At 70.5% G+C, this 19401-nt stretch carries 18 protein-coding genes; 9 read left to right on the top strand and 9 right to left on the bottom strand.

Translation table 11 applies throughout. The features are described 5' to 3' along the window. Nucleotides 1-8: 8 nt before the first annotated feature. From Ari01nite_RS33845 to Ari01nite_RS33835, 3 genes are read right to left on the bottom strand one after another with little or no spacing between them, the layout of a single operon-like run. Nucleotides 9-1313 (bottom strand): GH1 family beta-glucosidase, encoded by a 1305-nt coding sequence (locus Ari01nite_RS33845; protein WP_239163271.1) that lies wholly within the window; start codon nt 1311-1313, stop codon nt 9-11. 58 nt (nt 1314-1371) lie between these two features. Next, nucleotides 1372-1746, bottom strand: coding sequence for a hypothetical protein (locus Ari01nite_RS33840; protein ID WP_203786307.1), 375 nt, complete (start codon nt 1744-1746; stop codon nt 1372-1374). 47 nt (nt 1747-1793) lie between these two features. Then, complete coding sequence (locus Ari01nite_RS33835; RefSeq protein WP_203786306.1) at nt 1794-3419, bottom strand: carboxylesterase/lipase family protein; 1626 nt, start codon at nt 3417-3419, stop codon at nt 1794-1796. A 573-nt stretch (nt 3420-3992) separates the two neighbouring features. On the opposite strand from Ari01nite_RS33835, the gene Ari01nite_RS33830 reads away from it, so the two are divergent. Next, on the top strand, nt 3993-4970 hold the full coding sequence (locus Ari01nite_RS33830) for a pectate lyase family protein (RefSeq protein ID WP_203786305.1): 978 nt from the start codon (nt 3993-3995) through the stop codon (nt 4968-4970). Between the two features lie 105 nt (nt 4971-5075). On the opposite strand, the gene Ari01nite_RS33825 is transcribed toward Ari01nite_RS33830, so the two are convergent. Further along, nucleotides 5076-5747: a hypothetical protein gene (locus tag Ari01nite_RS33825; protein WP_203786304.1), complete on the bottom strand. Its 672-nt coding sequence runs from the start codon at nt 5745-5747 to the stop codon at nt 5076-5078. A gap of 227 nt (nt 5748-5974) precedes the next feature. On the opposite strand from Ari01nite_RS33825, the gene Ari01nite_RS33820 reads away from it, so the two are divergent. Continuing rightward, nucleotides 5975-6508, top strand: coding sequence for a sigma-70 family RNA polymerase sigma factor (locus tag Ari01nite_RS33820; protein WP_203786390.1), 534 nt, complete (start codon nt 5975-5977; stop codon nt 6506-6508). Next, nucleotides 6505-7230 carry an anti-sigma factor family protein gene (locus Ari01nite_RS33815; RefSeq protein WP_203786303.1) on the top strand — a complete coding sequence of 242 codons (726 nt, stop codon included), beginning with the start codon at nt 6505-6507 and terminating at the stop codon, nt 7228-7230. The genes Ari01nite_RS33820 and Ari01nite_RS33815 overlap by 4 nt, the downstream gene beginning before the upstream one ends. A gap of 3 nt (nt 7231-7233) precedes the next feature. Here Ari01nite_RS33815 and Ari01nite_RS33810 read toward each other — a convergent pair whose 3' ends face one another. Beyond that, on the bottom strand, nt 7234-7848 hold the full coding sequence (locus Ari01nite_RS33810; protein ID WP_203786302.1) for an NADPH-dependent F420 reductase: 615 nt from the start codon (nt 7846-7848) through the stop codon (nt 7234-7236). A gap of 183 nt (nt 7849-8031) precedes the next feature. On the opposite strand from Ari01nite_RS33810, the gene Ari01nite_RS51050 reads away from it, so the two are divergent. Further along, nucleotides 8032-8154, top strand: coding sequence for a hypothetical protein (locus Ari01nite_RS51050; RefSeq protein WP_275410900.1), 123 nt, complete (start codon nt 8032-8034; stop codon nt 8152-8154). Nucleotides 8155-8231: 77 nt separating this feature from the next. On the opposite strand, the gene Ari01nite_RS33805 is transcribed toward Ari01nite_RS51050, so the two are convergent. Next, nucleotides 8232-9656, bottom strand: a complete 1425-nt coding sequence (locus Ari01nite_RS33805) for a pectate lyase family protein (RefSeq protein ID WP_203786301.1) — start codon at nt 9654-9656, stop codon at nt 8232-8234. Between the two features lie 1591 nt (nt 9657-11247). Then, complete coding sequence (locus tag Ari01nite_RS33800; protein ID WP_203786300.1) at nt 11248-11844, bottom strand: nitroreductase family protein; 597 nt, start codon at nt 11842-11844, stop codon at nt 11248-11250. A gap of 152 nt (nt 11845-11996) precedes the next feature. Between Ari01nite_RS33800 and Ari01nite_RS33795 the strand changes: the two genes are divergently transcribed. Then, on the top strand, nt 11997-12290 hold the full coding sequence (locus Ari01nite_RS33795; RefSeq protein ID WP_203786400.1) for an ATP-binding cassette domain-containing protein: 294 nt from the start codon (nt 11997-11999) through the stop codon (nt 12288-12290). Here Ari01nite_RS33795 and Ari01nite_RS33790 read toward each other — a convergent pair. Beyond that, nucleotides 12279-13346, bottom strand: coding sequence for a pectinesterase family protein (locus Ari01nite_RS33790; protein ID WP_203786299.1), 1068 nt, complete (start codon nt 13344-13346; stop codon nt 12279-12281). The two genes, Ari01nite_RS33795 and Ari01nite_RS33790, sit on opposite strands and share 12 nt — an antisense overlap. A gap of 192 nt (nt 13347-13538) precedes the next feature. Here Ari01nite_RS33790 and Ari01nite_RS33785 point away from each other — a divergent pair, with 192 nt between their 5' ends. Further along, nucleotides 13539-14978: a DUF1349 domain-containing protein gene (locus Ari01nite_RS33785; protein ID WP_203786298.1), complete on the top strand. Its 1440-nt coding sequence runs from the start codon at nt 13539-13541 to the stop codon at nt 14976-14978. Here the strand turns inward: Ari01nite_RS33785 and Ari01nite_RS33780 are convergent. Further along, nucleotides 14975-15973 (bottom strand): LacI family DNA-binding transcriptional regulator, encoded by a 999-nt coding sequence (locus Ari01nite_RS33780; protein WP_203786297.1) that lies wholly within the window; start codon nt 15971-15973, stop codon nt 14975-14977. The two genes, Ari01nite_RS33785 and Ari01nite_RS33780, sit on opposite strands and share 4 nt — an antisense overlap. A 149-nt stretch (nt 15974-16122) precedes the next feature. On the opposite strand from Ari01nite_RS33780, the gene Ari01nite_RS33775 reads away from it, so the two are divergent. The 3 genes from Ari01nite_RS33775 to Ari01nite_RS33765 are packed head-to-tail and all read left to right on the top strand — an operon-like array spanning nt 16123 to nt 18871. Continuing rightward, a complete protein-coding gene (locus tag Ari01nite_RS33775) occupies nt 16123-17274 on the top strand; it encodes a Gfo/Idh/MocA family protein (RefSeq protein ID WP_203786296.1) in 1152 nt (383 codons plus the stop codon). Continuing rightward, complete coding sequence (locus tag Ari01nite_RS33770) at nt 17271-18074, top strand: sugar phosphate isomerase/epimerase family protein (protein WP_203786295.1); 804 nt, start codon at nt 17271-17273, stop codon at nt 18072-18074. The genes Ari01nite_RS33775 and Ari01nite_RS33770 overlap by 4 nt, the downstream gene beginning before the upstream one ends. Beyond that, the gene (locus tag Ari01nite_RS33765; protein ID WP_203786294.1) at nt 18071-18871 is read left to right on the top strand and encodes a DUF6807 domain-containing protein; all 801 of its coding nucleotides are present in this window, start codon (nt 18071-18073) and stop codon (nt 18869-18871) included. The genes Ari01nite_RS33770 and Ari01nite_RS33765 overlap by 4 nt, the downstream gene beginning before the upstream one ends. Nucleotides 18872-19401 lie beyond the last annotated feature (530 nt).

Genomic DNA, 19401 nt, shown 5'->3' with positions numbered 1-19401 from the left:
TAACGGCGTCACGCCCGACTAGCCAACTGCGCGCGGAGCCAGTGGTAGGAGTTCTTCGGCGTCCGCTGCTGGCTCTCGAAGTCGACCCGCACCAGGCCGAACCGCTGGCTGTAACCCTCGGCCCATTCGAAGTTGTCGAGCAGGGACCAGACAAAATATCCGCGTACGTCGACCCCGCCGCCGATGGCCCGGTGCACCGCCCGCAGGTGCGAGTCCAGGTAGTCGACCCGGAACTGATCCGCGGTGCCGTCCGCGGTCGAGCACCCGTTCTCGGTGATGTAGATCGGCGGCAGCGCCCCGCCGTAGGTCTCGCGCAGCCCGGTGAGCAGGTCGTGCAGGCCGTCCGGCACCACCGGCCAGCCGAACGCGGTGGTCGGCACGCCCTCGATCGTCCGCATCTCGAACGGCAGGTCGGCGCCGGCCGGGGGAGCGCCGACCTTCGTGGGGTTGTAGTAGTTGATGCCGAGCGCGTCCAGCGGCGTGCTGATCACCTGAAGATCGCCGTCCCGGAGCACGTCGCCCAGGCCGGCGGAAAGGAAGTCGGGGTAGGTGCCGAGCAGCACCGGATCGTTGAAGAGCCGGTTGTGGAACGCGTCGTAGACCGCGGCCGCCGCCTGGTCGGCCTCGTCGTCGGAGGCCGGCAGCACCGGCGTGCAGTTGTTGGTGATCATCACCTCGGCGGCGCCGTGCTCGCGCAGGGCCCGGACGGCCAGCCCGTGCCCGAGCAGTTGGTGGTGCGCGACCGGCAGCGCGTCCAGCAGCAGTTGCCGGCCCGGCGCGTGGGTGCCCCAGGCGTACCCCTGCGCCATGTGCACGACCGGTTCGTTGAGCGTGATCCAGCGGCGCACCCGGTCGCCGAGCCGGGCGGCCACGTGTCCCGCGTACTCGGCGAAGCGCTCCGCGGTCTCCCGCGCCAGCCAGCCGCCCCGGTCCTCGAGGGCCTGCGGCAGGTCCCAGTGGAACAGCGTGGGCACCGGCGCGATGCCCCGGGCGAGCAGGCCGTCCACCAGGCGGTCGTAGAACGCGAGGCCGTCCGGGTTGGGCTTGCCGGTGCCGTCCGGCTGGATGCGTGGCCAGGCGACGGAGAAGCGGTACGCGTCCACGCCGAGTTCCGCCATCAGCGCCAGGTCCTCCGCCCAGCGGTGGTAGTGGTCGCAGGCCACGTCGCCGGTGTCGCCGTCGCGGGTGCGTCCCGGTGTGTGCGAGAAGGTGTCCCAGATCGAGGCCCCGCGTCCGCCGGCGTCGACCGCGCCCTCGATCTGATAGGCGGCGGTCGACACCCCCACGACGAAGCCGGCCGGAAACTCAGGCAGCGCACCCACGAGCGAACCTCCCAGCAAAGGTGAATTCAGCTCAGGTTAGTGACCGCGCTCAGGACGCGAAACCCCGGCCGGTCACCAGTTTCACCGCCCCCGCCACCACGGCCGCGCCCACCGCCGTGCCGAGCAGCACCAGGAACGCCCCGACCGGCCAGAGACCGCTCTCGTCGGCCGAGGCGGCCTGCACCGACCAGGCGGCGGTGAACGAGATCGCCACCACCGGCACCACCACGAGCAGCGGGAGGAAGCGGCCGGCCACGGCGGTCACCACGGCCAGGGTGAGCACGCAGCCGGCGACCTGCCACCACGAGTAGGGGCCGCTGACCGCTCCGTCGGCGTCGGTCCGGTAGCCGGTCTCCCAGGACAACCACGCCGCCCAGGTGGCCACGGTGGCGGCGGCGAGAACGATGGCGCGAACGAGTGTCATGGGCACATCCTTCCGGTCCCCGGCGCGGTGGACCTGAGCCCTGATACTCAAGGCGTCCAGAACCCGCACTGGTGCTGCGCCGCGTACCGCGCATCGGTGATCATCCGGCTCTGCCCGCCCGCGCGCAGCGAGAGAATCCCGCCGCGCGGCCACGGTGCCTGTCCGCGCACGAACGACGCCCAGTGGTTCTTCATGTCCCGGGCCAGCCGGCGCTCACCGGCGTCGAAGGTGGGCGCGATCGGCGTGCCGTTGTCGAAGCTCGGGAAGAGGTAGGCGAGTTCCGCCGCGTGTCCCGCGCCCCAGACGTAGCCCGGGATCGGCGTGAGGCCCGGTCCGGTGCGGTGCGCGAACTCGTAGGCCCAGGTCGGCGTCCACCGCGCGAAGTCCCGGGTGAGCAGGCGCTGCGCGCATCCGCCGATGCCGGCGATCATCCCCGAGTCGGTCATCACGGCGCCGGCCAGGTAGGCGGCGGTGAACTGGTCGCTCTCCGCCGGCCACGGATAGCGGGCGAGAACCCTCTCGTCGCCGACCCAGGCCTCGTAGGTCTGCCGGGTCGCGCCGATGAAGCCCTGCGCAAACGTCCGGCCCTCGTCCCGGGTCGCACCCACCACGATCGGCACCCGCGCGAACTGTCCGGCGGCCACCGCCTGCCGCGGGTCGGGCGGCAGCGTGGGCGTGCCGCGTACCACGGCCACCTGTCCGGACGGCGCGTCGATCAGCGTGCCGGCCGGCAACTGCCGCAGGCACGCGACGTCGGTGCAGCTCACTGCGGCGGCCAGCGCTTGTCCGGCGGTTTCGGCCGCGGCGAGGGTACGGGTGAGGCACGAGCCGCTCTGCATCATCGCCCGCGCGAACAGGCGTTGCGAGCCCGGTGCGACCAGATGCCCGCATACCGACCAGCCGCCGGCCGACTCGCCGCCCACGGTGACCCGCTGCGGATCGCCCCCGAACGCCGCGATGTTGCGCCGCACCCACCCGAGCGCGGCCTGCTGGTCCTGGAACCCGTAGTTGCCCGACTCGCCGCTCTCCGCGGTGAGCCCCGGATGCCCGAGGAAGCCGAGCACCCCCAGCCGGTAGTTGAACGACACGCCGACCACACCGGTCTGCCGCACGATCGCCGCCATGTCGGCCTGGTTGGAGCTGCCGTTGGTGAGCCCGCCCCCGTGGATGAACACGTAGACCGGCAACGTCCCGCTGCCGCGCGCCGGCCGCTGCACGTTGACGAAGAGGCAGTCCTCGGCCTCGGTGCGGGGCCCGTTCCCGCTGGCGGTGGCGGCACACCGGTCCCCGTACGCGGTGGCGTCCGCAACCCCGTCCCACCGCTGGGCCGGTCGCGGCGCCCGCCATCGCAGCTCACCGACCGGCGCCGCCGCATACCGAATCCCGAGGAAGCTGTCGACGCCACCATCCCGGAGACCTCGCACGAGCCCCCGGTCGGTCCGCACGACCGGGTGATGGGGGTGGTGGCCGCCGGGTGGGAGGGCGGCGCCGGCGGTGTGATCGTGGCCGGTTTGCGCGAGGGTGCTGGGGGCGCTGCCGGCGGCGCTGGGGGCGCTGCCGGCGGTGGTGAGGTGGCCGGCCACCGGTGCGACCGGGGCGGCGATTGCGGGGCCCGGTGGGACGCAGAGTGTGGCGGCTAGTGCGGTGGCGATGGTTCCCAGGGCTCGGCGCATGACCCCTCCCGGCGGCCGGCGACGTCGTTGTGACCTTCCGGACCCCAGACCAATCCAGAAACGCCGATGTGTCAACCCGGGGGGATCCACTGTGGCCGCGCCGGGCCGGCGCCGGACCCCTGGCAAGCGCTTACCTGCAAACCTTTGCGGTTGAATTCGACAAGATTGACAGTTACCGATACCTGGCTTAGGTTCGGCATCGGTTAAGCGCTTACCGCGAGGTCATCGGGCCGCACGGTCGGCGCTTTCCGGAACGGCGCCGCCTCCTCGCCTCCCATCCACCGGGCAGGCGCGGGGCTCCGGCGCCGGCCGTCGAAGGTTGACGGTGCACCACCGGGTCGTCCGCTTTGCACGGGGTGGGCGACGGCCGGGCTTGAAAACCGGCGTCTGCTATGCACGGGGCAGGCGTTGGCCGTGGCGCATCACCGGCACGCCTCCTTGCACGGGGTCGGCGTCGGCCGGAATGCACTGCCGGCGTTGTGTTCGTCTCCGGGACGAGCGCTCGCCGAATGCACTTCCGCCCACTGCCGCCCACGGGCGGCTCCACCCGCTCCACAAGGGGAGTAGACCCACATGTCTGAAACACGTTCCCGTCGTCGCCGCCGGGCGGTCATCGCCGTCGCCACCGTCGCCAGTGCGGCGGTCGTGGGTTCGACGCTGGCCGTCACCCAGATGGGTGCCTCGGCCGCCGAGACCAGCCCGGTCGGCTACGCCAGCATGAACGGCGGCACGCCGGGCGGTTCGGCCAGCACGGTCGTCACGGTCACGTCGTCGTCCGCGCTCGCGTCGGCGATCAGCTCGGGCACCTCGCAGACCGTCCGGGTGTCCGGCCTCATCTCGGTGTCCGGGATGCTGAAGGTGGCGTCCAACAAGACCATCATCGGCGTCGGATCCGGGTCCGGCATCACCGGCGGGGGCCTGAACCTGTCCGGCGTCAAGAACGTGCGCATCCGCAACATGGTGTTCCGGAACGCGAGCGACGACTCGATCAACATCCAGGACGGGACCACCCACGTCTGGGTCGACCACAACGACCTGGCCAGCGGCTACGACGGGCTGATCGACATCAAGCGCGGCTCGGACTTCATCACGGTGTCGTGGAACAAGCTGCACAACCACGACAAGTCGATGCTGCTCGGCCACGACGACGCGAACGCCTCGCAGGACACCGGCAAGCTCCGGGTGACCTATGTGCACAACTGGTTCGAGGGCACCGGCCAGCGGCACCCCCGGGTGCGGTTCGCCAACCCGGTGCACGTGCTGAACAACTACTACCGCAACATCGGCTCGTACGGGGTGGCCTCGACCATGAACGCCGGCGTCTTCGTCGAGCGGAACTACTTCGAGAACGTCGCGAAGCCGACCGTGACGTCGACCGGTGAGTCGGCCGCGGGCAACCTGAAGGTCCTCAACAACTACAAGGTGAACTCGGGTACCGAGCAGGTTCGCAACGGCGCCAGCGTCGCGGCGATCCCGTACGCGTACACGCCGGAGGCCAACAACAAGGTGAAGGCCACGGTGACGGCGGGCGCCGGCACCGGAAAGATCTGACCGCGACCCGACGGGCACAGCCCGGACGGCTGGGCGCGGAGAGTGACCCCGCGCCCAGCCGTCCGGCGCACCGTGGACCGGCCGCCGCCCGTACCTCCAAAGCTTTTAGTTGTTGGGGAATCCGGGGATCGGCTTGGTGCGGTCGCCGTTGGGCGCGATGGCGAACCAGGCGCCGTTGACGCCTTGGCCGTTGAGGTCGCCGGGCTCGTTGTCGGAGATGAAGTAGTAGACCGGCCAGCCGTCGATGGTCACCTGGCAGGTGCCGTCCTTGCGCTCGACGTAACCGATCAGCTTGGGGTCGATCCCCTTGGGATAGATCTTGCCGGGCGACTTGATCAGCAGCGGCGGCCAGGCCTTGGCACAGTCACCGTTGCAGTTGGACTTGGGCGGGTTGGCCTTGTCCTTGTCGAAGCGGTAGAGGGTGCGGCCGGCGCCGTCGGTGACATACGTGCCGATCTGCTCATTCTCGACGGCGTTGAGCTCGACCTTGTTGCTGCCCTTGCGCTTGTCGCCGTTGGGCACGATGTCCTTGGCCGACGGTCCGCTGAAGATCTTGACCCACTTCTGCTTCTTGGCCACGGTGGGCTCGGGGACGGGTTGCTGCTCCGGCGGGGTGTCCTTCGTGGGGGTCGGGGACGGATCGGCCGAGCGGGTCTGTGCCACCGGCAGCGGGATACTGTCCAACGAGGGCGGATTCTCGCGGGTGCCGCACGCGGTCAGGCCCACCAGGGCGGCTGCGGTCAGCACGATGGTGATGGTCCTGCGTCGCGTCGTCATGGCTGCTCCTTCTGCCGGTTATGACGTCCACACGCCGCGCGCGCAAGGGTGGTTCACTCCGGAGTGCCAACTTGCCAAGATCTTTGATCCAGGTGGGCGACCTGCACGTATCTCTGGTAGCTGCGGCACAGTACGTTCATCGATGTCGCCTTCGGCGAGTCCGTGCCCCCTGGGCGGGACCGGACCCGGACCGGAGCGGCACGATGAGTGCCGCGGGGAGAGTTGTGATGCCGTCGACAGGGACCAGACCGCGCCGGGAGGTGGCCGATGAAGCACTGGTCAGATCGTTGTTCCAGGAACACGGCCGGGCCATGCTTGCGTATGCCACGCAGCTGACTCGGGACCGCGCCGCCGCCGAGGACGTGGTGCAGGAGGCACTCGTCCGGGCCTGGCGGCATCCCGAAAGCCTGGACAGCTCCAGGGGCTCGGTCCGCGGATGGTTGCTCACCGTGGTGCGCAACATCGTGCTGGACCAGATCCGGGCCCGCAACAGACGGCCCCCCGAAGTGCGGGAAAGCCCGCCGGACGCCGCGGTCGAAGGTGATCACGCCGAGCGCGTGGTGAACTCGATCGTCGTGGTCGACGCGTTGAGCACACTCTCCGCTGAGCATCGCGCCGTGCTCGAACAGGTCTATCTGCACGGCAGCACGGTCAACGAGGCAGCCGAGGCGCTCGGCATCCCGCCGGGAACGGTGAAGTCCCGGTCCTACTATGCGTTACGGGCCCTACGCGAGGCCGGAAGAGAACGGTTGGCATCATGAGTACGCCGGAGAGCCAGAACCCGACCAACGACCACGTCGACATGGCCGGTTACCTGATGGAGATGCTCACCCCCGACGAGAAGCGCCGGGCGGACGGCCACCTGACGGCCTGCGCCGCCTGCCGCGACGAGATCGAATCGCTCCAGGAGTGGTCGTCCGCCCTGCGCGAGATCCCCGACGAGATGTTGCTCGACGGCCCGCCCGAGGACGCCGACCTGCTGCTCCAGCGCACCCTTCGGCAGGTGCGGCAGGAGTCGTCCGGCGGCCGGCTGCGCCGCCTCGCGGTGCTCACCACGGCCGCGGCCGCGGTGCTCGCGGTGGCGGTCGGCGGCGGCGTGCTGCTCGGCCGCGGCACCGCACCCTCCACCGGCGGCACCCCGCAGGCCCAGGCTTCGGCCCAGGTCTCGACGGCGCCCGGCACCAGGACCGCCGCGGCCGTCGACCCGCTGACAAATGTCCGGCTGAACGCGACGGTCACGCCCGCGGTCGGCTGGGTCCGGGTCACCGCCACGGTCAACGGCATCCCGGCCGGGGAGAAGTGCCGCCTCGAGGTGGTCGGCCGCAACGGCGAGGTCGTGCTGGCCGGCAGCTGGCTGGTGTCGCCGGCCGGGGAGAGCGCGGGGACGACCCTGAACGGCAGCGCGCTGCTCGACCCGGCGCAGGTCACCGCGGTGCAGGTGACAAACTTCGCCGGGAAGAAGTACGTGACCGCGGCGGTCTGACGACTACCGCTCGGCCAGGGCGTACGCCAGCATCTGGGTGGCGTCCTGCACGCTGACCTCGGTCATCTGCAACGGCCCGCCGGTCTCGGTGAGGCGGGCCGTCTCGGCGCCACCGGCGTAGAACGGCGCGAACCCGAGGTCCGCGATCAGCCGGGACGCGGTCCGCCGGGCGTCGGTCAGGTCGGTGCAGACGAACTCGGCCAGCAGCGGATCGTGCCCGCGGCGCCGGGAGAGCACGGTGGCCGGCAGGGTGTTGAACGCTTTCACCCACTGCGCCTCCGGTGCCCAGCCCATCAGCGTCTCCAGCCCGCTCAGTCCGTGCGGGACGGCCTCGGGCGGGTTGGTGGCGTCGATGACGACCTTGCCGTCCAGGCCGCCGGCGGCGAGATCCACGGCTTCCCGGGCGGAGGACCAGGCAGGGGCAAAAAGCACGGCATCCGCGTACGCCGCAGCGTCGGCGACGGGCATCGCGGTCACGTGGTCGCCGCCCAGCCGCTCGACCAGCGGGGTCAGCCGCTCCGGGTGACGGGAGGTGACGGCCACGTCGTGGCCGCTTTCGACACACCACTCGGCGAGGGTCGCGCCGAGCCGTCCTGCTCCGATGACGCCGATGTGCATGGGTCCAGCGTGCCCGGCCGGGTCGCGGGGGGAAGCCGGAACGGCCGGATTGTGGCAGTTGTTATCGCGGGTGGCAGGTGCGGTCCCAGCAGAGTCGCCGGACCTGCTGTACCTGGCGGCCGACGAATTCGCGCACCTCTTCCACCGCGAGCGGATGCGGCCGGTGCGGCGGTCCGGGTTCCGGTGGCGGTTCCGGTCCAGCTCGGCAACAGCGGCGGGACGATCACCCTGCTGGACGCGCGCGGGATCAAGGCGGACGGGGTGGCGTACACGGGAACCCGGGACGGTTGGACGAACGTGTTCTGAGGGGTTTGACAGGCACGGCCCCCAACCTTTCGGTTGGGGGCCGCGTTATCTATGCGTCAGATCGTGCGTTCAGATTTTCAGAGGCCCAGGCGGCGGATTCCGACGCCGGACGCGACCACGGCGGGGACGGCGCGGGCCTGGTCGACCCGGGTGCGCAGGGTGGGGGTCCAGCCGGCGTCCGGGGCGAGGTCGGGGTCGTAGGCCTCGTTGTGCGCGGCGACCAGGTCGACCGGCACCGGCGGGCGCCCGGAGGTCTGCGCCAGGTTGCCGGTGGAGGTCATCCTGGTGCCCTTCCAGTACTTCGTGATGTTCGACGCCGGGACGTCGGCGCTGAGCCGGAAGTAGTTGTTCTCGGCGTAGATGGCCGAGTCGACGCCGACGCCCAGCGAGTACTGGTAGGTCTCCTCGTCGGTGGCCACGTACAGGTTGTTGTAGACGTCGACCTGGCCGAAGCGGACCCGCGGCGCGCGCTGGATGACGTTGCCGAACCGGTTGTGGTGGATCGTCACGCGAAGCTTGCCGACGTCCACGCCCGGGGTGTCAGTCGAGCCGATCAGCATGGTCTTGTCGTGGTCGTAGTAGTCGTTCCAGGACACCGTGATCAGGTCGGAGCCGCGGATGAAGTCGGTGGCGCCGTCGTGCACCTGGTACGGCCGGCCGAAGTAGACCGGCTGGTCGGCGTCGTGGTTGTTGCCGTCGCTGAACGTGTTGTGGTCGATCCACACGTTCGTGCTGGCGAAGGTGAGCGACACCAGGTCGTACAGCGAGTTCCAGTTGCCGGCCGAGCCGTCGGTCGGGTCCCAGGCCGGGAAGCAGTCGGCCGCGTCGGTGATCTCCAGGTTCCGGATGATCACGTTGTTCACCGCGGAGAGGATCAGGCTGCCGTGCGTGATCCGGCCGTTGTTGATGCCGATCAGCGTGGTGTTGCTGCCGATGTTGAGCTTGATGTTGTCGCCCTGGTTCTTGGCCGAGCGGACCCGGGCGTCCTCGAGCGGTCCGGAGGGCTTCGCCGCGCGACCCCAGACCGCCGGGTCGTAGGTGGCCAGGAACTCGTCGAGCGAGTAGGCCGGGTCGGCGTACGCGTCACAGCCGATCGGCTTGTTGCCGGCGTCCGAGCTCATGTCGATCTTGCCGCTCACGAAGACAATCTTCGGAGTGGCGTTGGTGCCGTTGGTGAGGGCGTCGCCGCCGAGCGCGGCGATCAGTTCCGAGCGGTTGCGCGCCACGAAGACGTGCGCGTCGTCGGCCGCGGAACCGCCGGTGGTGCCGGTCCCTTCGGCCGCCCAACCGTCACCGGCCGGGAGCGTCTGGCGTGCCATCCGGAGGGCCGCCGCGGACGGGCCTTGGCCTTTGGCCTGCAGCGATTCCGCGGTCACCCCGGCGGGTGCGGGTGCACCCGCCGGGGGAGCGGCGCTGGCCGTGGCGGCCTGCGGCGGGCCGGCTATCCCCAGCGTGGCGACGGCGATGAGGACGGCTGCGGCGGTGGTGGAAGCTGCGGGCATAGCTGTATATCTCCTCAGACGACTTGGGCTGAGTCGTCGTTAGCACCAGGAAAGCGCTTGCCTGGCTACGTTCACATGCTTGTCGAATGCAGTCAATGGGTGTGACAACGCAGGTTTTTTGCAGCGCGGTTACCGGCGTGGGTCTTCTTTGGCACGCCGTGGCCCCGCTGCCAGGCCGGCGGTCTTCTCTGCTGCTCCGGGGGATTTGCTGTGGTTTGCCGGCGGGTGGTCGTGGTCCGTGCCACAGGCTGTTTATGGTGGTCACGACCGGCATGTCCGGCACTGGTGTCGTGGATGGACGGCTCGGCGCGGCGGCCGGTTTCCGCACCTGATCAATGGGCGATGGCGGGTTGGTCCGGGACGGGTGTTCGTCCGCTTCCAGATAATTGTCATTCCGCTGAACGGAAGGCATCAGGTCGACTCGCCGAGGAGCCTGCTCGCGGCGCCGGAGGGCCACCTGCCGATAGCGGGGCCGATGCCGCGAACTGGACAGAACGGCAGGCCGGTCTGAGCGGGCGCTATCGAGACGGTGACGCCTGCTTGTGGCGGGACCCGAATCCGTTGCCGATGGCGGACCCCATCCCGGCCCTGGCGTCCCTTGATGCGGCAGCCCGTCGGCGATATATCCGATAGATAATGCTTTAACCCGACGGTGATAGGCCGCTCGCCTTGGATCTTGGCGATCTGCGGCCATTCCGGAACAGCGGCTCGACAACATCGCGTAGCGGAGGAGCGCCAGCGGGGACGTTTGCGGCAAAAGGGCTGGATGAGCGACGTATGGCCGGGCGGACTGACACCGCGGGGCCACCGCGCCGTGAAGAAGACTCCTTGGGTGGTGTCGGCGTCAAGATCTCCCGCCGGGCGGCTGGCGGCTGGCGGCGCGCGGTGGGCGGCTGGCGGCGCGCGGTGGGCGGTGGGCGGTGGCGACATTGTGGCTGGGGGCTGCTGGCTGGCCGGTGGTTGGCGGGTCGAGGTCGCCCGGAAATGCGGCGGGTCTGTCCCGCGCACGCGCGCCCGCCGTCGCGCCGCCTTCGCCGAGGGACTCACTGTAGATCTCGGCGTGAGTGCGTAGCCGCTGCGGTGATGGGCGCGGGGAAGGGTATGGGGCCCCTCGCGGGGCCTCCTTGCGAGCGCCGGCGCAGATCTTGAGTAGCCGCTGTTCCAGGCGGACAGTTCCGGGCGGACGGTAACTCGACAACGTCGGCACCCGCCTGCCCGGTAAATCGACCGACTGGCGATGGTGCGTTCGGATCTGTGCGGCGCCTCGGGGCATGTCGGCCGGTTCGGGTTCCCAACCCGCCTTGATAGCCGGTCCCACGGTGGCCAGGGAGACTGGATTTGGAACGGGCTTCCATGAAACGGGAAGGTGACCACGATTCGGGATCGCGGCTCGATATGCGGTGATGGGTTCCGAAATCCGGGACGGCGGTTCGAGGGCGCCGTTGTTGCCAGGAGTTTGCAATTAGGGGAGCATGGGCGGGCGGTGCTGGTCAGGCGTGGTCCTGCCCGGCTCCGGTCCGGACGGGCGTCGACAACCCGCAACGGAGGATGCCCCGGCACGCGATGATCCAGCGCCGCCGGGGCGTTCCCGTCAGTGGAGCCAGGTCACCAGGTCGGTGGTGGGTTTGCGGCGGCCGGCCAGTTTTGCGGGGTCGTGCCTCGGGTCGTCGGCCGGGTGGCCCACGGTGAGCACGCCGGTCACGGCCACGTCGGCGGGAAGACCGGCGATCTCGGCCAGGGACGCCAGTTCAGCGGGCGCGGCGGGACTGTAGAAACCCGTGGCCAGGCCTTCCTCGGCGGCGGCCAGCTGGAGCAGGACCAGCAGGGCGCCGGCGTCGAACCACCAGAACGGGACCGGCCACGGGATCTCCTCGCCAGCGTCCAATTTATCCGGCTCCTGGTAGCGCTCGTGGTAGCTCGCCTCGCGTACGCCCAGCACCAGCTGCACGGGGGCGCGGGAGATCCAGGGCTCGAAGCCGTGTTCCAGATACCAGGGTTCGGCCACCGCGGCCAAGGCGGCACGCCGGGCCGGATCGGTAACCACGACGATGCGGTGGCCCTGGGCGAAACCCGCGCTGGGCGCCCGGTGCACCATCCGCACGATGCGGTCGACGGTGGCGTCGGGGATGGGGTCGGTGCGGTAGTTGCGGACCATGCGGCGGCCGCGCAGGACGTCGGAGAATTCCATGCAGGAGACCTTATTGCAAACTAATGGCAATTAGGTAAGCATGGCGGCTACCGGACCTCCTAGATAGTGAGGTGTCGCAGGGATGCCGTTTGCCCGTCTGCTCATTGGCGGGATGTGGGCAGACGCCCGCGCGCGATGACGCGGACACGTTCGTGGTGGCCACGTCGGGGGAGCCGGACACGCTCAACCCGGTGCTGGGGTACGGGACCGACGGTGCGTCGCTGATCTTCGACGGGCTGGTGGCGCGCGCCTGCCTGGCCCGCGCCGTGGCGCACCGGCCGCGCTACCTGCTCTGCGACGAGGCGACCACGATGCTGGACGCCTCGACGCAGGCGCACGTCGCGAAGGTGATCAGGGAGACCGCGGGCCTCGGCGTCCTGCTGGTGTCGCACGACGCCGTCCTGATCAGGAGGTGGGCCGACCGGATCGAGGATCTAGCGGCATGACTCCGGGCGCCAGTTGTCGGTGCCGCGCAGGAAGTCGGCCACGGTGGCGGTGGCGGCCTGCTCGTCGGTCAGCTGGGGGCGGTCGGCGGTGACCAGGGCGCCCGGGCCCCGGTTGTGGAACTCGCCGAACCGGGCGTCCTGCCACGGCCAGGTGCCGAAGTTGCTCCACGGCGTGGCGCCGATGTGCTCACCGAGCCACGACTCCCGGATGATCGTCTGGCCGATCGCGTTCGGGTCGTTGCTCGGGTGCCACGGGCGGCCCAGGAAGACGGAGCCGGCCGGGGCGTCCGAGCTGAGCGTGCAGCGGTTGAACAGCAGGCCGTGCGGGTTGGCGATGTCGGTGCTGGGCGCGGTCACGTACCCGGCCGGGGTGGTGTTGCGGTTGAGCGAGTGGATGCGGCAGCGGTCGAAGACGCCGGTGCCGCGGCCGAAGATGAAGTCGACGTCGCCCTCGACGTAGCAGTCCCGGAAGTACGCCCGCGCGATCACTCCGGCCGCGCTGCTGTTCACGTACAGCGTGTCCTGGTTGCCGATGAAGCGGACCCGCTCGAACTCCAGCTTGTCGGCGCGGGTGAGGATGGCGACCGCCTGCTTGCCGCTGAGGTCGGGGTTGGCCACCTCGTCGAAGGTGTTGGCGAAGGTCAGGTTGCGGGCCGTGAAACCGGCGCCGTCCACGGTGACCGAGGCGCTGCCGGAAGTGCCCCAGGTGCCGCTGCCGTCCGGCTTCGGGGTGCCGTTGGCCCGGTTGTCGGCGACCACCACGTGCTCGGGGTTGCGCCCGGTGCCCAGCAGCGTGATGAACGGCTTGGTCGAGGAAACGATGACCTGCCCCAGGTACGTGCCGGGGCGGATCGCGATGGTCAGCCGTTCGGTGTTGCCGGCCGGGACCGCGTCGACGGCCGCCTGCACGGTGGCGAAATCACCGCTGCCGTCCGCGGCGACCACGGCGAACGGCCGCCGGCCTGGGGCGGCGGCGGCCGGTGCGGCACCGCCGGCGGCAACGAGAACACCGGCAGCCGACCCGCCGGCCAACTCGAGGAACTTGCGACGGTGCATTCGGAACTCCCTTAGGTAAGGCCTTTCCTGCGGAAGTTAGGCGGGAGATCGGGTCCCGTCAATACCCGGCGGCGACCCGGGGCCGGTCCTGCCGGTCACGAAGGGTGCGGCGCGACCGGCGGGACCGGCCTAACAGCGGCATGACGGCCACGGTTGGCGCGGTGTTACCGGCGGCTCGGTAGAACCGGCGGCATGTCGACCATCGAATCCCTGCGCCGGGAGTGGACCGCGTTCCGCCGTCCCGGCCGCCTGATCGCCATGGCCGTGGCCGCGCTCGCCGTCATCGCGCTGGGTCTGCTGCCCGCCTTCGGCAGCCGCTCGTCCTGCGACGGTCCGTGCCCGGTGATACCGGTCGCCGCCGACGGCTCGGTGGTGAGCGACCGGTTCTGGTTCTGGCACCGGGACCTCGGCCGCGAGGGCAGCATCACGGTACGGCTGACGGCGATGACCGGGACGATCACCTATCCGCCGCCGGACCACGACGAGATCGTTGCCGGGCTGGTGCCGTGGGCGAAGACCGGGATCATCGTGAAGGACGGCGTGCGGCCCGGCTCGTCGTACGCGGCCCTGATGATGACCGGCAGCCACGGGGTGCGGTTCCAGCACGACTACCGGCACGACGTCGCCGGCCGGCCGGGCAGCGTGGCGGCACAGTCCCCGCGCTGGCTGCGCCTGACCCGCTCGGGCGACACGATCACCGGCGCCGAGTCGGCCGACGGCCGGCAGTGGCACACCGCCGGGACGGCCGAGCTGGCCGGCCTGCCGGACACCGTGCAGGTCGGGATGTTCGCCACCTCGCCGGGCGACCTCACGCTGCGCGAGGTCGGCCTGGGCGGCGCGATCGAGCAGGTCCGGTTCACCCAGGCGGTGGGCGTGTTCGACAACGTGGCCGTGACCGGCGGCGGCGCCGGCCCGTGGCGCAGCGACTCGGTCGGCGAGATGAACCACACCGACTGGGAGAAGTACCACCAGCCCTCCGGCGCCGAGGAAGAGGACGGCGTCGTCACGGTCAGCGGCACCGGCGACATCGGACCGGTCGGCGAGGACGGCCTCCGCAGCGTCGAACTTCTCCTGACCGGCCTGGTGATCGGGCTGATCGTGGTGGTCGTGGTCGCGGCCCGCTACGGCACCGGCGCCGGCCGCGGCCCGGCGGTGGTCGCGGCGGCCGGATTTGTCACCGGCCTGGTCGCCGTCGGGGTGGTCGTCCCGGTGGGCCTCGCGATCATGAAGGGCAACGGCATACCGGTCCAGCCGGTGCCGGCGCTGACCGGCGCGCGGGTGATCGGCGGGGTGGCCGTGGTGTACGCCCTCAGCGCGGTCGTCGCTTTCGGGCTCGGCGCCTGGCTGCGCCGCGGCTGGCTGGCGATCCTGGCCGGGTTGTCGCTGATCGTGCTGCCGTACGCCGTGACCGCGTTCCCGCTGCTGCCCGACCCGGTCTCCGAGTGGCTGCTGCGGCTGACCCCGGCCGCCGGTTTCGCGATCAAGCAGACGCAGGTCGAGTATCCGCAGGTGATCGCGCACTACGCCCCGTCGGCCGGCTATTTCCCGCTGCCGTGGTGGGCCGGCTTGGCGGTGCTGCTCGCGTACGCGCTCGGGGTAATGCTCTTGATCGTGCGGCGTCGACGAGCCTAAATCGCCCAGGTGCTTTCGCGGGGGACCAGTTCGGCGCTCACCCGCTCGGTGCGGGGGCCCTCGCTCGAGGTGTCCAGGGCCAGGCGCATGGCGCGTTCGCCCAGTTCGGTGAGGGGGAGGCGGACCGAGGTCAGGGACGGGGTCACGTCGCGGGCGATCGGCATGTCGTCGAAGCCGATCACGTTGAGGCGGCGGCCGGCGTTGCGCAGGGCGGCCAGGGCGCCGACGGCCATCGAGTCGTTCAGGGCGGCGATCGCGGTGACCTCGGGGAAGTCGGTGAACAACTGGGTGGTGGCGGCGGCGCCGCCGTCGCGGGTGAAGTCAGAGTGCATAATTCGCGATTTTGGAACTTTTGCCCGGTACTTGCGGATAGCGCGGCCGATGCCGTCGAGGCGGTCGATCGTCGTGGTCAGGGCGGGCGGGCCGGCGATCACCGCGATCTCGGTGTGTCCGAGATCGAACAGGTGGGAGGCGGCCAGGAAGGCGCCGCCCTCGTTGTCCGGCAGGACCGCGTCGCCGGTGTGTTCGTGGCGGCCGATCACGGCGATGCGGCCGCCGGACGACTCGAAGGCGCGCAGCCGGTCGTCGAGTCTGGCGGCGGTGGCCTCGTCGGCGTAGCCGGAGCCGGCGATCACGATGGCGGCCACCTGGTGCGCGTGCAGGAGATCGATGTACTCCATTTCGCGGTCCGGCTGGCGGTAGCTGTTGCAGATGATCGCGAGGCGGCCGTCGGCCTCGGCGACCCGCTGCAGGCCCCGGGTGATCTCGGCGAAGTACGGGTCGGAGACGTCGTGGACGATCACGCCGACGGCGCTGCGGTGCGAGCGGGCGAGCATCTGGGCGTGCGCGTTGGGCACGTATTTGAGCTCGGCGACGGCGGCCAGGACACGCTGCCGGAGGGCCTCGGCGACCGGTTTGGAACTCCCATTGATGATCCTGGATGCGGTCGCGGTGGAGACCCCCGCGTGGCGCGCGACATCCGCCAAGGTGGCCATCGGTCGCCGCCCTCCCGTCAGTTGGCGGCACCTCTTGCCGCACCTTGCCCGGGCAGGATACCGCTGCCGCTCTTGCCCGGATGGCGGCACGCCCATTACGGTCTAGGAAAGCGCTTACCTCAAGGCTTTCGTGGGAGGACCTAACCAGCATGGGCAGGACAACGATCGGGATCGTGATGAATGGCGTCACCGGGCGGATGGGGCTACGGCAACATCTGCTTCGTTCGGTGCTCGCCATCCGCCAGGACGGCGGCCTGCCGCTGCGGGACGGGTCAGTACTGTGGCCCGAGCCGCTGCTGGTCGGCCGCAGCGAGGCGAAGCTCCGCGACATCGCGGAGAAGAACGGTCTCACCGAGTGGACCACTGATCTTCCAGCCGCACTGGCGCGGCCGGACATGCAGATATATTTCGACGCGCAGGTGACCTCGGCCCGCGTCAAGGCGTTGCAGATGGCCATCGAGGCCGGCAAGCACATCTACACCGAGAAGCCGGTGGCCGAGACCCTCGAGCAGGCCGTCGAGCTCGCCAAGGTCGCCGACGCGGCCGGCATCAAGCACGGCGTGGTGCAGGACAAACTGTTCCTGCCCGGCCTGCGCAAGCTCGCCCGCCTGGTGCAGAGCGGCTTCTTCGGCAAGATCCTCTCGGTACGCGGCGAGTTCGGGTACTGGGTCTTCGAGGGTGACTGGCAGGCCGCGCAGCGTCCGTCGTGGAACTACCGGGCCGCGGACGGCGGCGGCATCGTGCTGGACATGTTCCCGCACTGGCACTACGTCCTCGAGCAGGTGTTCGGGCCGGTGCGCGCGGTGACCGCGCGGGCGGTCACGCACATCGACAAGCGATGGGACGAGGAGGGTACGGCGTACGAGGCCACGGCCGACGACGCGGCGTACGGTCTGTTCGAGCTGGACGGTGGCATCGTCGCCCAGATCAACTCCTCCTGGGCGGTCCGGGTCAACCGCGACGAACTGGTCGAGTTCCAGGTCGACGGCACCCACGGCAGCGCGGTCGCCGGCCTGCACCACTGCCGCATCCAGCCGCGGGCCGCCACCCCCAAGCCGGTCTGGGACCCGGACGTGCCGACCACCCAGCGCTTCCGCGACCAGTGGCAGACCGTCCCGGACAACGACGTCTTCCCGAACGGCTTCCGCGCCCAGTGGGAGCAGTTCCTCCGCTACGTCGCCGAGGACGCCCCGTACGCGGGTGACCTGTGGGCCGGCGCCCGCGGCGTGCAGATCGCCGAGCTGGGCCTGCAGTCCTCGCGCGAGGGCCGGCGCATCGAGATCCCGGAACTGGATCGATGAAGGGCTTTTCGCTCAATCAGGCGACCACCAAGCGGTGGCCGTTGGAAGACCTGGTCGCCGGCTGCGTCAAGGCCGGCGTACCCGCGGTCGGCCTGTGGCGTGAGGAGGTGGCCGAGTACGGACTGGACAAGGCTGCCGCCCTCGTGCGCGATGCCGGTCTTGAAGTTTCGTCCCTGTGCCGGTCCGGCTTCTTCCAGCTGCCGGACTGGCGGGACAGCAACCGGCAGGCCATCGACGAGGCGCACGCGCTAGGCACCGACACGCTGGTGCTGGTCAGCGGCGGTCTGCCGGAGGGCTCCCGGGACATCGACGGCGCCCGGCGGCACATCGGCGACGCGATCGGCGAGCTGGTGCCGTACGCGAAAGCGGCGGGTGTCCGGCTGGCCATCGAGGCCCTGCACCCGATGTTCTGCTCGGACCGGTGCGTGGTCGCCACGCTCGGCCAGGCGTTGCAGCTGGCCGCGCCGTACCCCGCCGACACCGTGGGCGTGGTCATCGACACCTACCACCTGTGGTGGGACGACCAGGTCTGGCGCCTGATCGAGGTGGCCGGCCGGGAGGGCCGGATCCACTCCTTCCAGCTCGCCGACTGGATCACCCCGCTGCCCGAGGGCGTGCTGCTCGGCCGGGGCCTGCCCGGCACCGGCAGCGTCGACATGCGCCGGTTCGCGACCGCGGTGCGCGAGGCGGGCTACGAAGGCTACGTGGAGGTCGAGGTGTTCCACGAGGACGTCTGGTCCCGGCCGGGTGCCGAGGTCCTGGACGAGGCGTACGCCGGCTACCGGGCCGCGGTCGAATGACTGCGCTGCGGGTCGGCGACACCGAGGTCGCGACGTACGTCGAGGAGCCGGACCTGGACATCCGGCTGGCTCCTCGCCCGCACCTGCACCCGGTGCGCACGCTGGCGGGCACGGTGGTCACCGACTCGCTCTGCTACGACCACCCCTGGCACATGGGCGCGTCGGTGACGTTGGCGGACGTCGCCGGCGTCAACCTGTGGGGCGGGCGCACGTACGTCCGCGACGAGGGCTACGTCTGGCTCGACGACCACGGCCGGATCCGGCACCTGGCGTCCAAGCCGGTCGACGGCGGTTTCCTCGAGCAGCTGCTCTGGTGCGACGCGGATGACCGCATCCTCCTGCGCGAGGAGCGGGTGGTCACGGCCCGTGCCGCGGCGCGAGGCTGGGAGTTGCATTTCTCGTACGAGTTGAGCGCCACCGGCCCGGACGACGTGGTGATCGGCAGCCCGGTCACGCATGGACGGCCGGTGGGCGCCGGGTACGGGGGCTTCTTCTGGCGGGCCGGTGCGGGCGAGGCGCAGACGTTCACCGCGACCGGCGCGGCCGCACACGGCTCGACCGACCCGTGGCTGGCCCTGACCGTGGGCGGCAGCTACACGCTGGTGTTCCGCGGCCTGGCCGGCGAGGATCGCTGGTTCGCCCGCACCGAGGGCTACACCGGCGTATGCGCCGCGCTGGCCTGGTCCCAGCCGTTGCCGATCCGCCCGGGCGTGCCGCTGAGCCGCGAAATGCGGGTGCTGATCGCCGACGGCGTGCTGACCCGAGCCGAGATCAACGAGGCCCTGGTCGACCTGTAGCGGGGCCGCTTGCCGGTTGTGGCGTTGCCGGTTGTGGCGCTTGCCGGGCTGGCGCGAGGCGGTCGATCTTGTGGCTTCGTGCCACCGGGCGACGGCAGTTCAACAAAGCCGCCCCCGGGCGGCGCTGCTGCGTTTCAGTTTTGTCGAATTGCGGTAGCTGGCGTGCTGAGACTCCACAAGGTCGCGGGCGAGGAGCGCAATGGCGCGCAATTCCCCGCGATCTTGTGGTTTTCTGCGTGTCGATCGCCGCGCGAATCGTTATCCGCATCGGTGCGAACTGTCGCTGCGATTAGAACTGTCGATCCACCGTTATGAAAGCAAGCGCGGCTTTTATCCCCGTCAAGAGGTGGCGCGGTGAGGTGCCGGTGCCGGTGCCGGTGCCGGTGCACCGATCTTGGTTCGGAGGCCACCCGGTGCGGTGGTGTGGGGGTCAAGGTCTTCGGGTGGCTGGCCGGCGGCGGAGGGATCTTGGTTGGGGGCCGCCGTTCCCGGTGGGGTGGGGTCAAGGTCTGTTGTGGGGCGTGCGGCCG

Origin of the sequence: Paractinoplanes rishiriensis, assembly GCF_016862375.1 — a bacterium.
In the GTDB taxonomy this organism is placed as follows: Bacteria; Actinomycetota; Actinomycetes; order Mycobacteriales; family Micromonosporaceae; genus Actinoplanes; species Actinoplanes rishiriensis.
The sequence above is the reverse complement of the archived record's forward strand: the minus strand, read 5'-3'. Positions and strand labels throughout refer to the sequence as shown.

What these genes read in the sequence shown, in the direction of transcription:
- Ari01nite_RS33840 (WP_203786307.1), bottom strand. Translation starts at nt 1,746, where the DNA reads ATGACACTCGTTCGCGCCATCGTTCTCGCCGCCGCCACCGTGGCCACC.
- Ari01nite_RS33835 (WP_203786306.1), bottom strand. Translation starts at nt 3,419, where the DNA reads ATGCGCCGAGCCCTGGGAACCATCGCCACCGCACTAGCCGCCACACTC.
- Ari01nite_RS33830 (WP_203786305.1), top strand. Translation starts at nt 3,993, where the DNA reads ATGTCTGAAACACGTTCCCGTCGTCGCCGCCGGGCGGTCATCGCCGTC.
- Ari01nite_RS33825 (WP_203786304.1), bottom strand. Translation starts at nt 5,747, where the DNA reads ATGACGACGCGACGCAGGACCATCACCATCGTGCTGACCGCAGCCGCC.
- Ari01nite_RS33820 (WP_203786390.1), top strand. Translation starts at nt 5,975, where the DNA reads ATGCCGTCGACAGGGACCAGACCGCGCCGGGAGGTGGCCGATGAAGCA.
- Ari01nite_RS33815 (WP_203786303.1), top strand. Translation starts at nt 6,505, where the DNA reads ATGAGTACGCCGGAGAGCCAGAACCCGACCAACGACCACGTCGACATG.
- Ari01nite_RS33810 (WP_203786302.1), bottom strand. Translation starts at nt 7,848, where the DNA reads ATGCACATCGGCGTCATCGGAGCAGGACGGCTCGGCGCGACCCTCGCC.
- Ari01nite_RS33805 (WP_203786301.1), bottom strand. Translation starts at nt 9,656, where the DNA reads ATGCCCGCAGCTTCCACCACCGCCGCAGCCGTCCTCATCGCCGTCGCC.
- Ari01nite_RS33800 (WP_203786300.1), bottom strand. Translation starts at nt 11,844, where the DNA reads ATGGAATTCTCCGACGTCCTGCGCGGCCGCCGCATGGTCCGCAACTAC.
- Ari01nite_RS33790 (WP_203786299.1), bottom strand. Translation starts at nt 13,346, where the DNA reads ATGCACCGTCGCAAGTTCCTCGAGTTGGCCGGCGGGTCGGCTGCCGGT.
- Ari01nite_RS33785 (WP_203786298.1), top strand. Translation starts at nt 13,539, where the DNA reads ATGTCGACCATCGAATCCCTGCGCCGGGAGTGGACCGCGTTCCGCCGT.
- Ari01nite_RS33780 (WP_203786297.1), bottom strand. Translation starts at nt 15,973, where the DNA reads ATGGCCACCTTGGCGGATGTCGCGCGCCACGCGGGGGTCTCCACCGCG.
- Ari01nite_RS33775 (WP_203786296.1), top strand. Translation starts at nt 16,123, where the DNA reads ATGGGCAGGACAACGATCGGGATCGTGATGAATGGCGTCACCGGGCGG.
- Ari01nite_RS33770 (WP_203786295.1), top strand. Translation starts at nt 17,271, where the DNA reads ATGAAGGGCTTTTCGCTCAATCAGGCGACCACCAAGCGGTGGCCGTTG.
- Ari01nite_RS33765 (WP_203786294.1), top strand. Translation starts at nt 18,071, where the DNA reads ATGACTGCGCTGCGGGTCGGCGACACCGAGGTCGCGACGTACGTCGAG.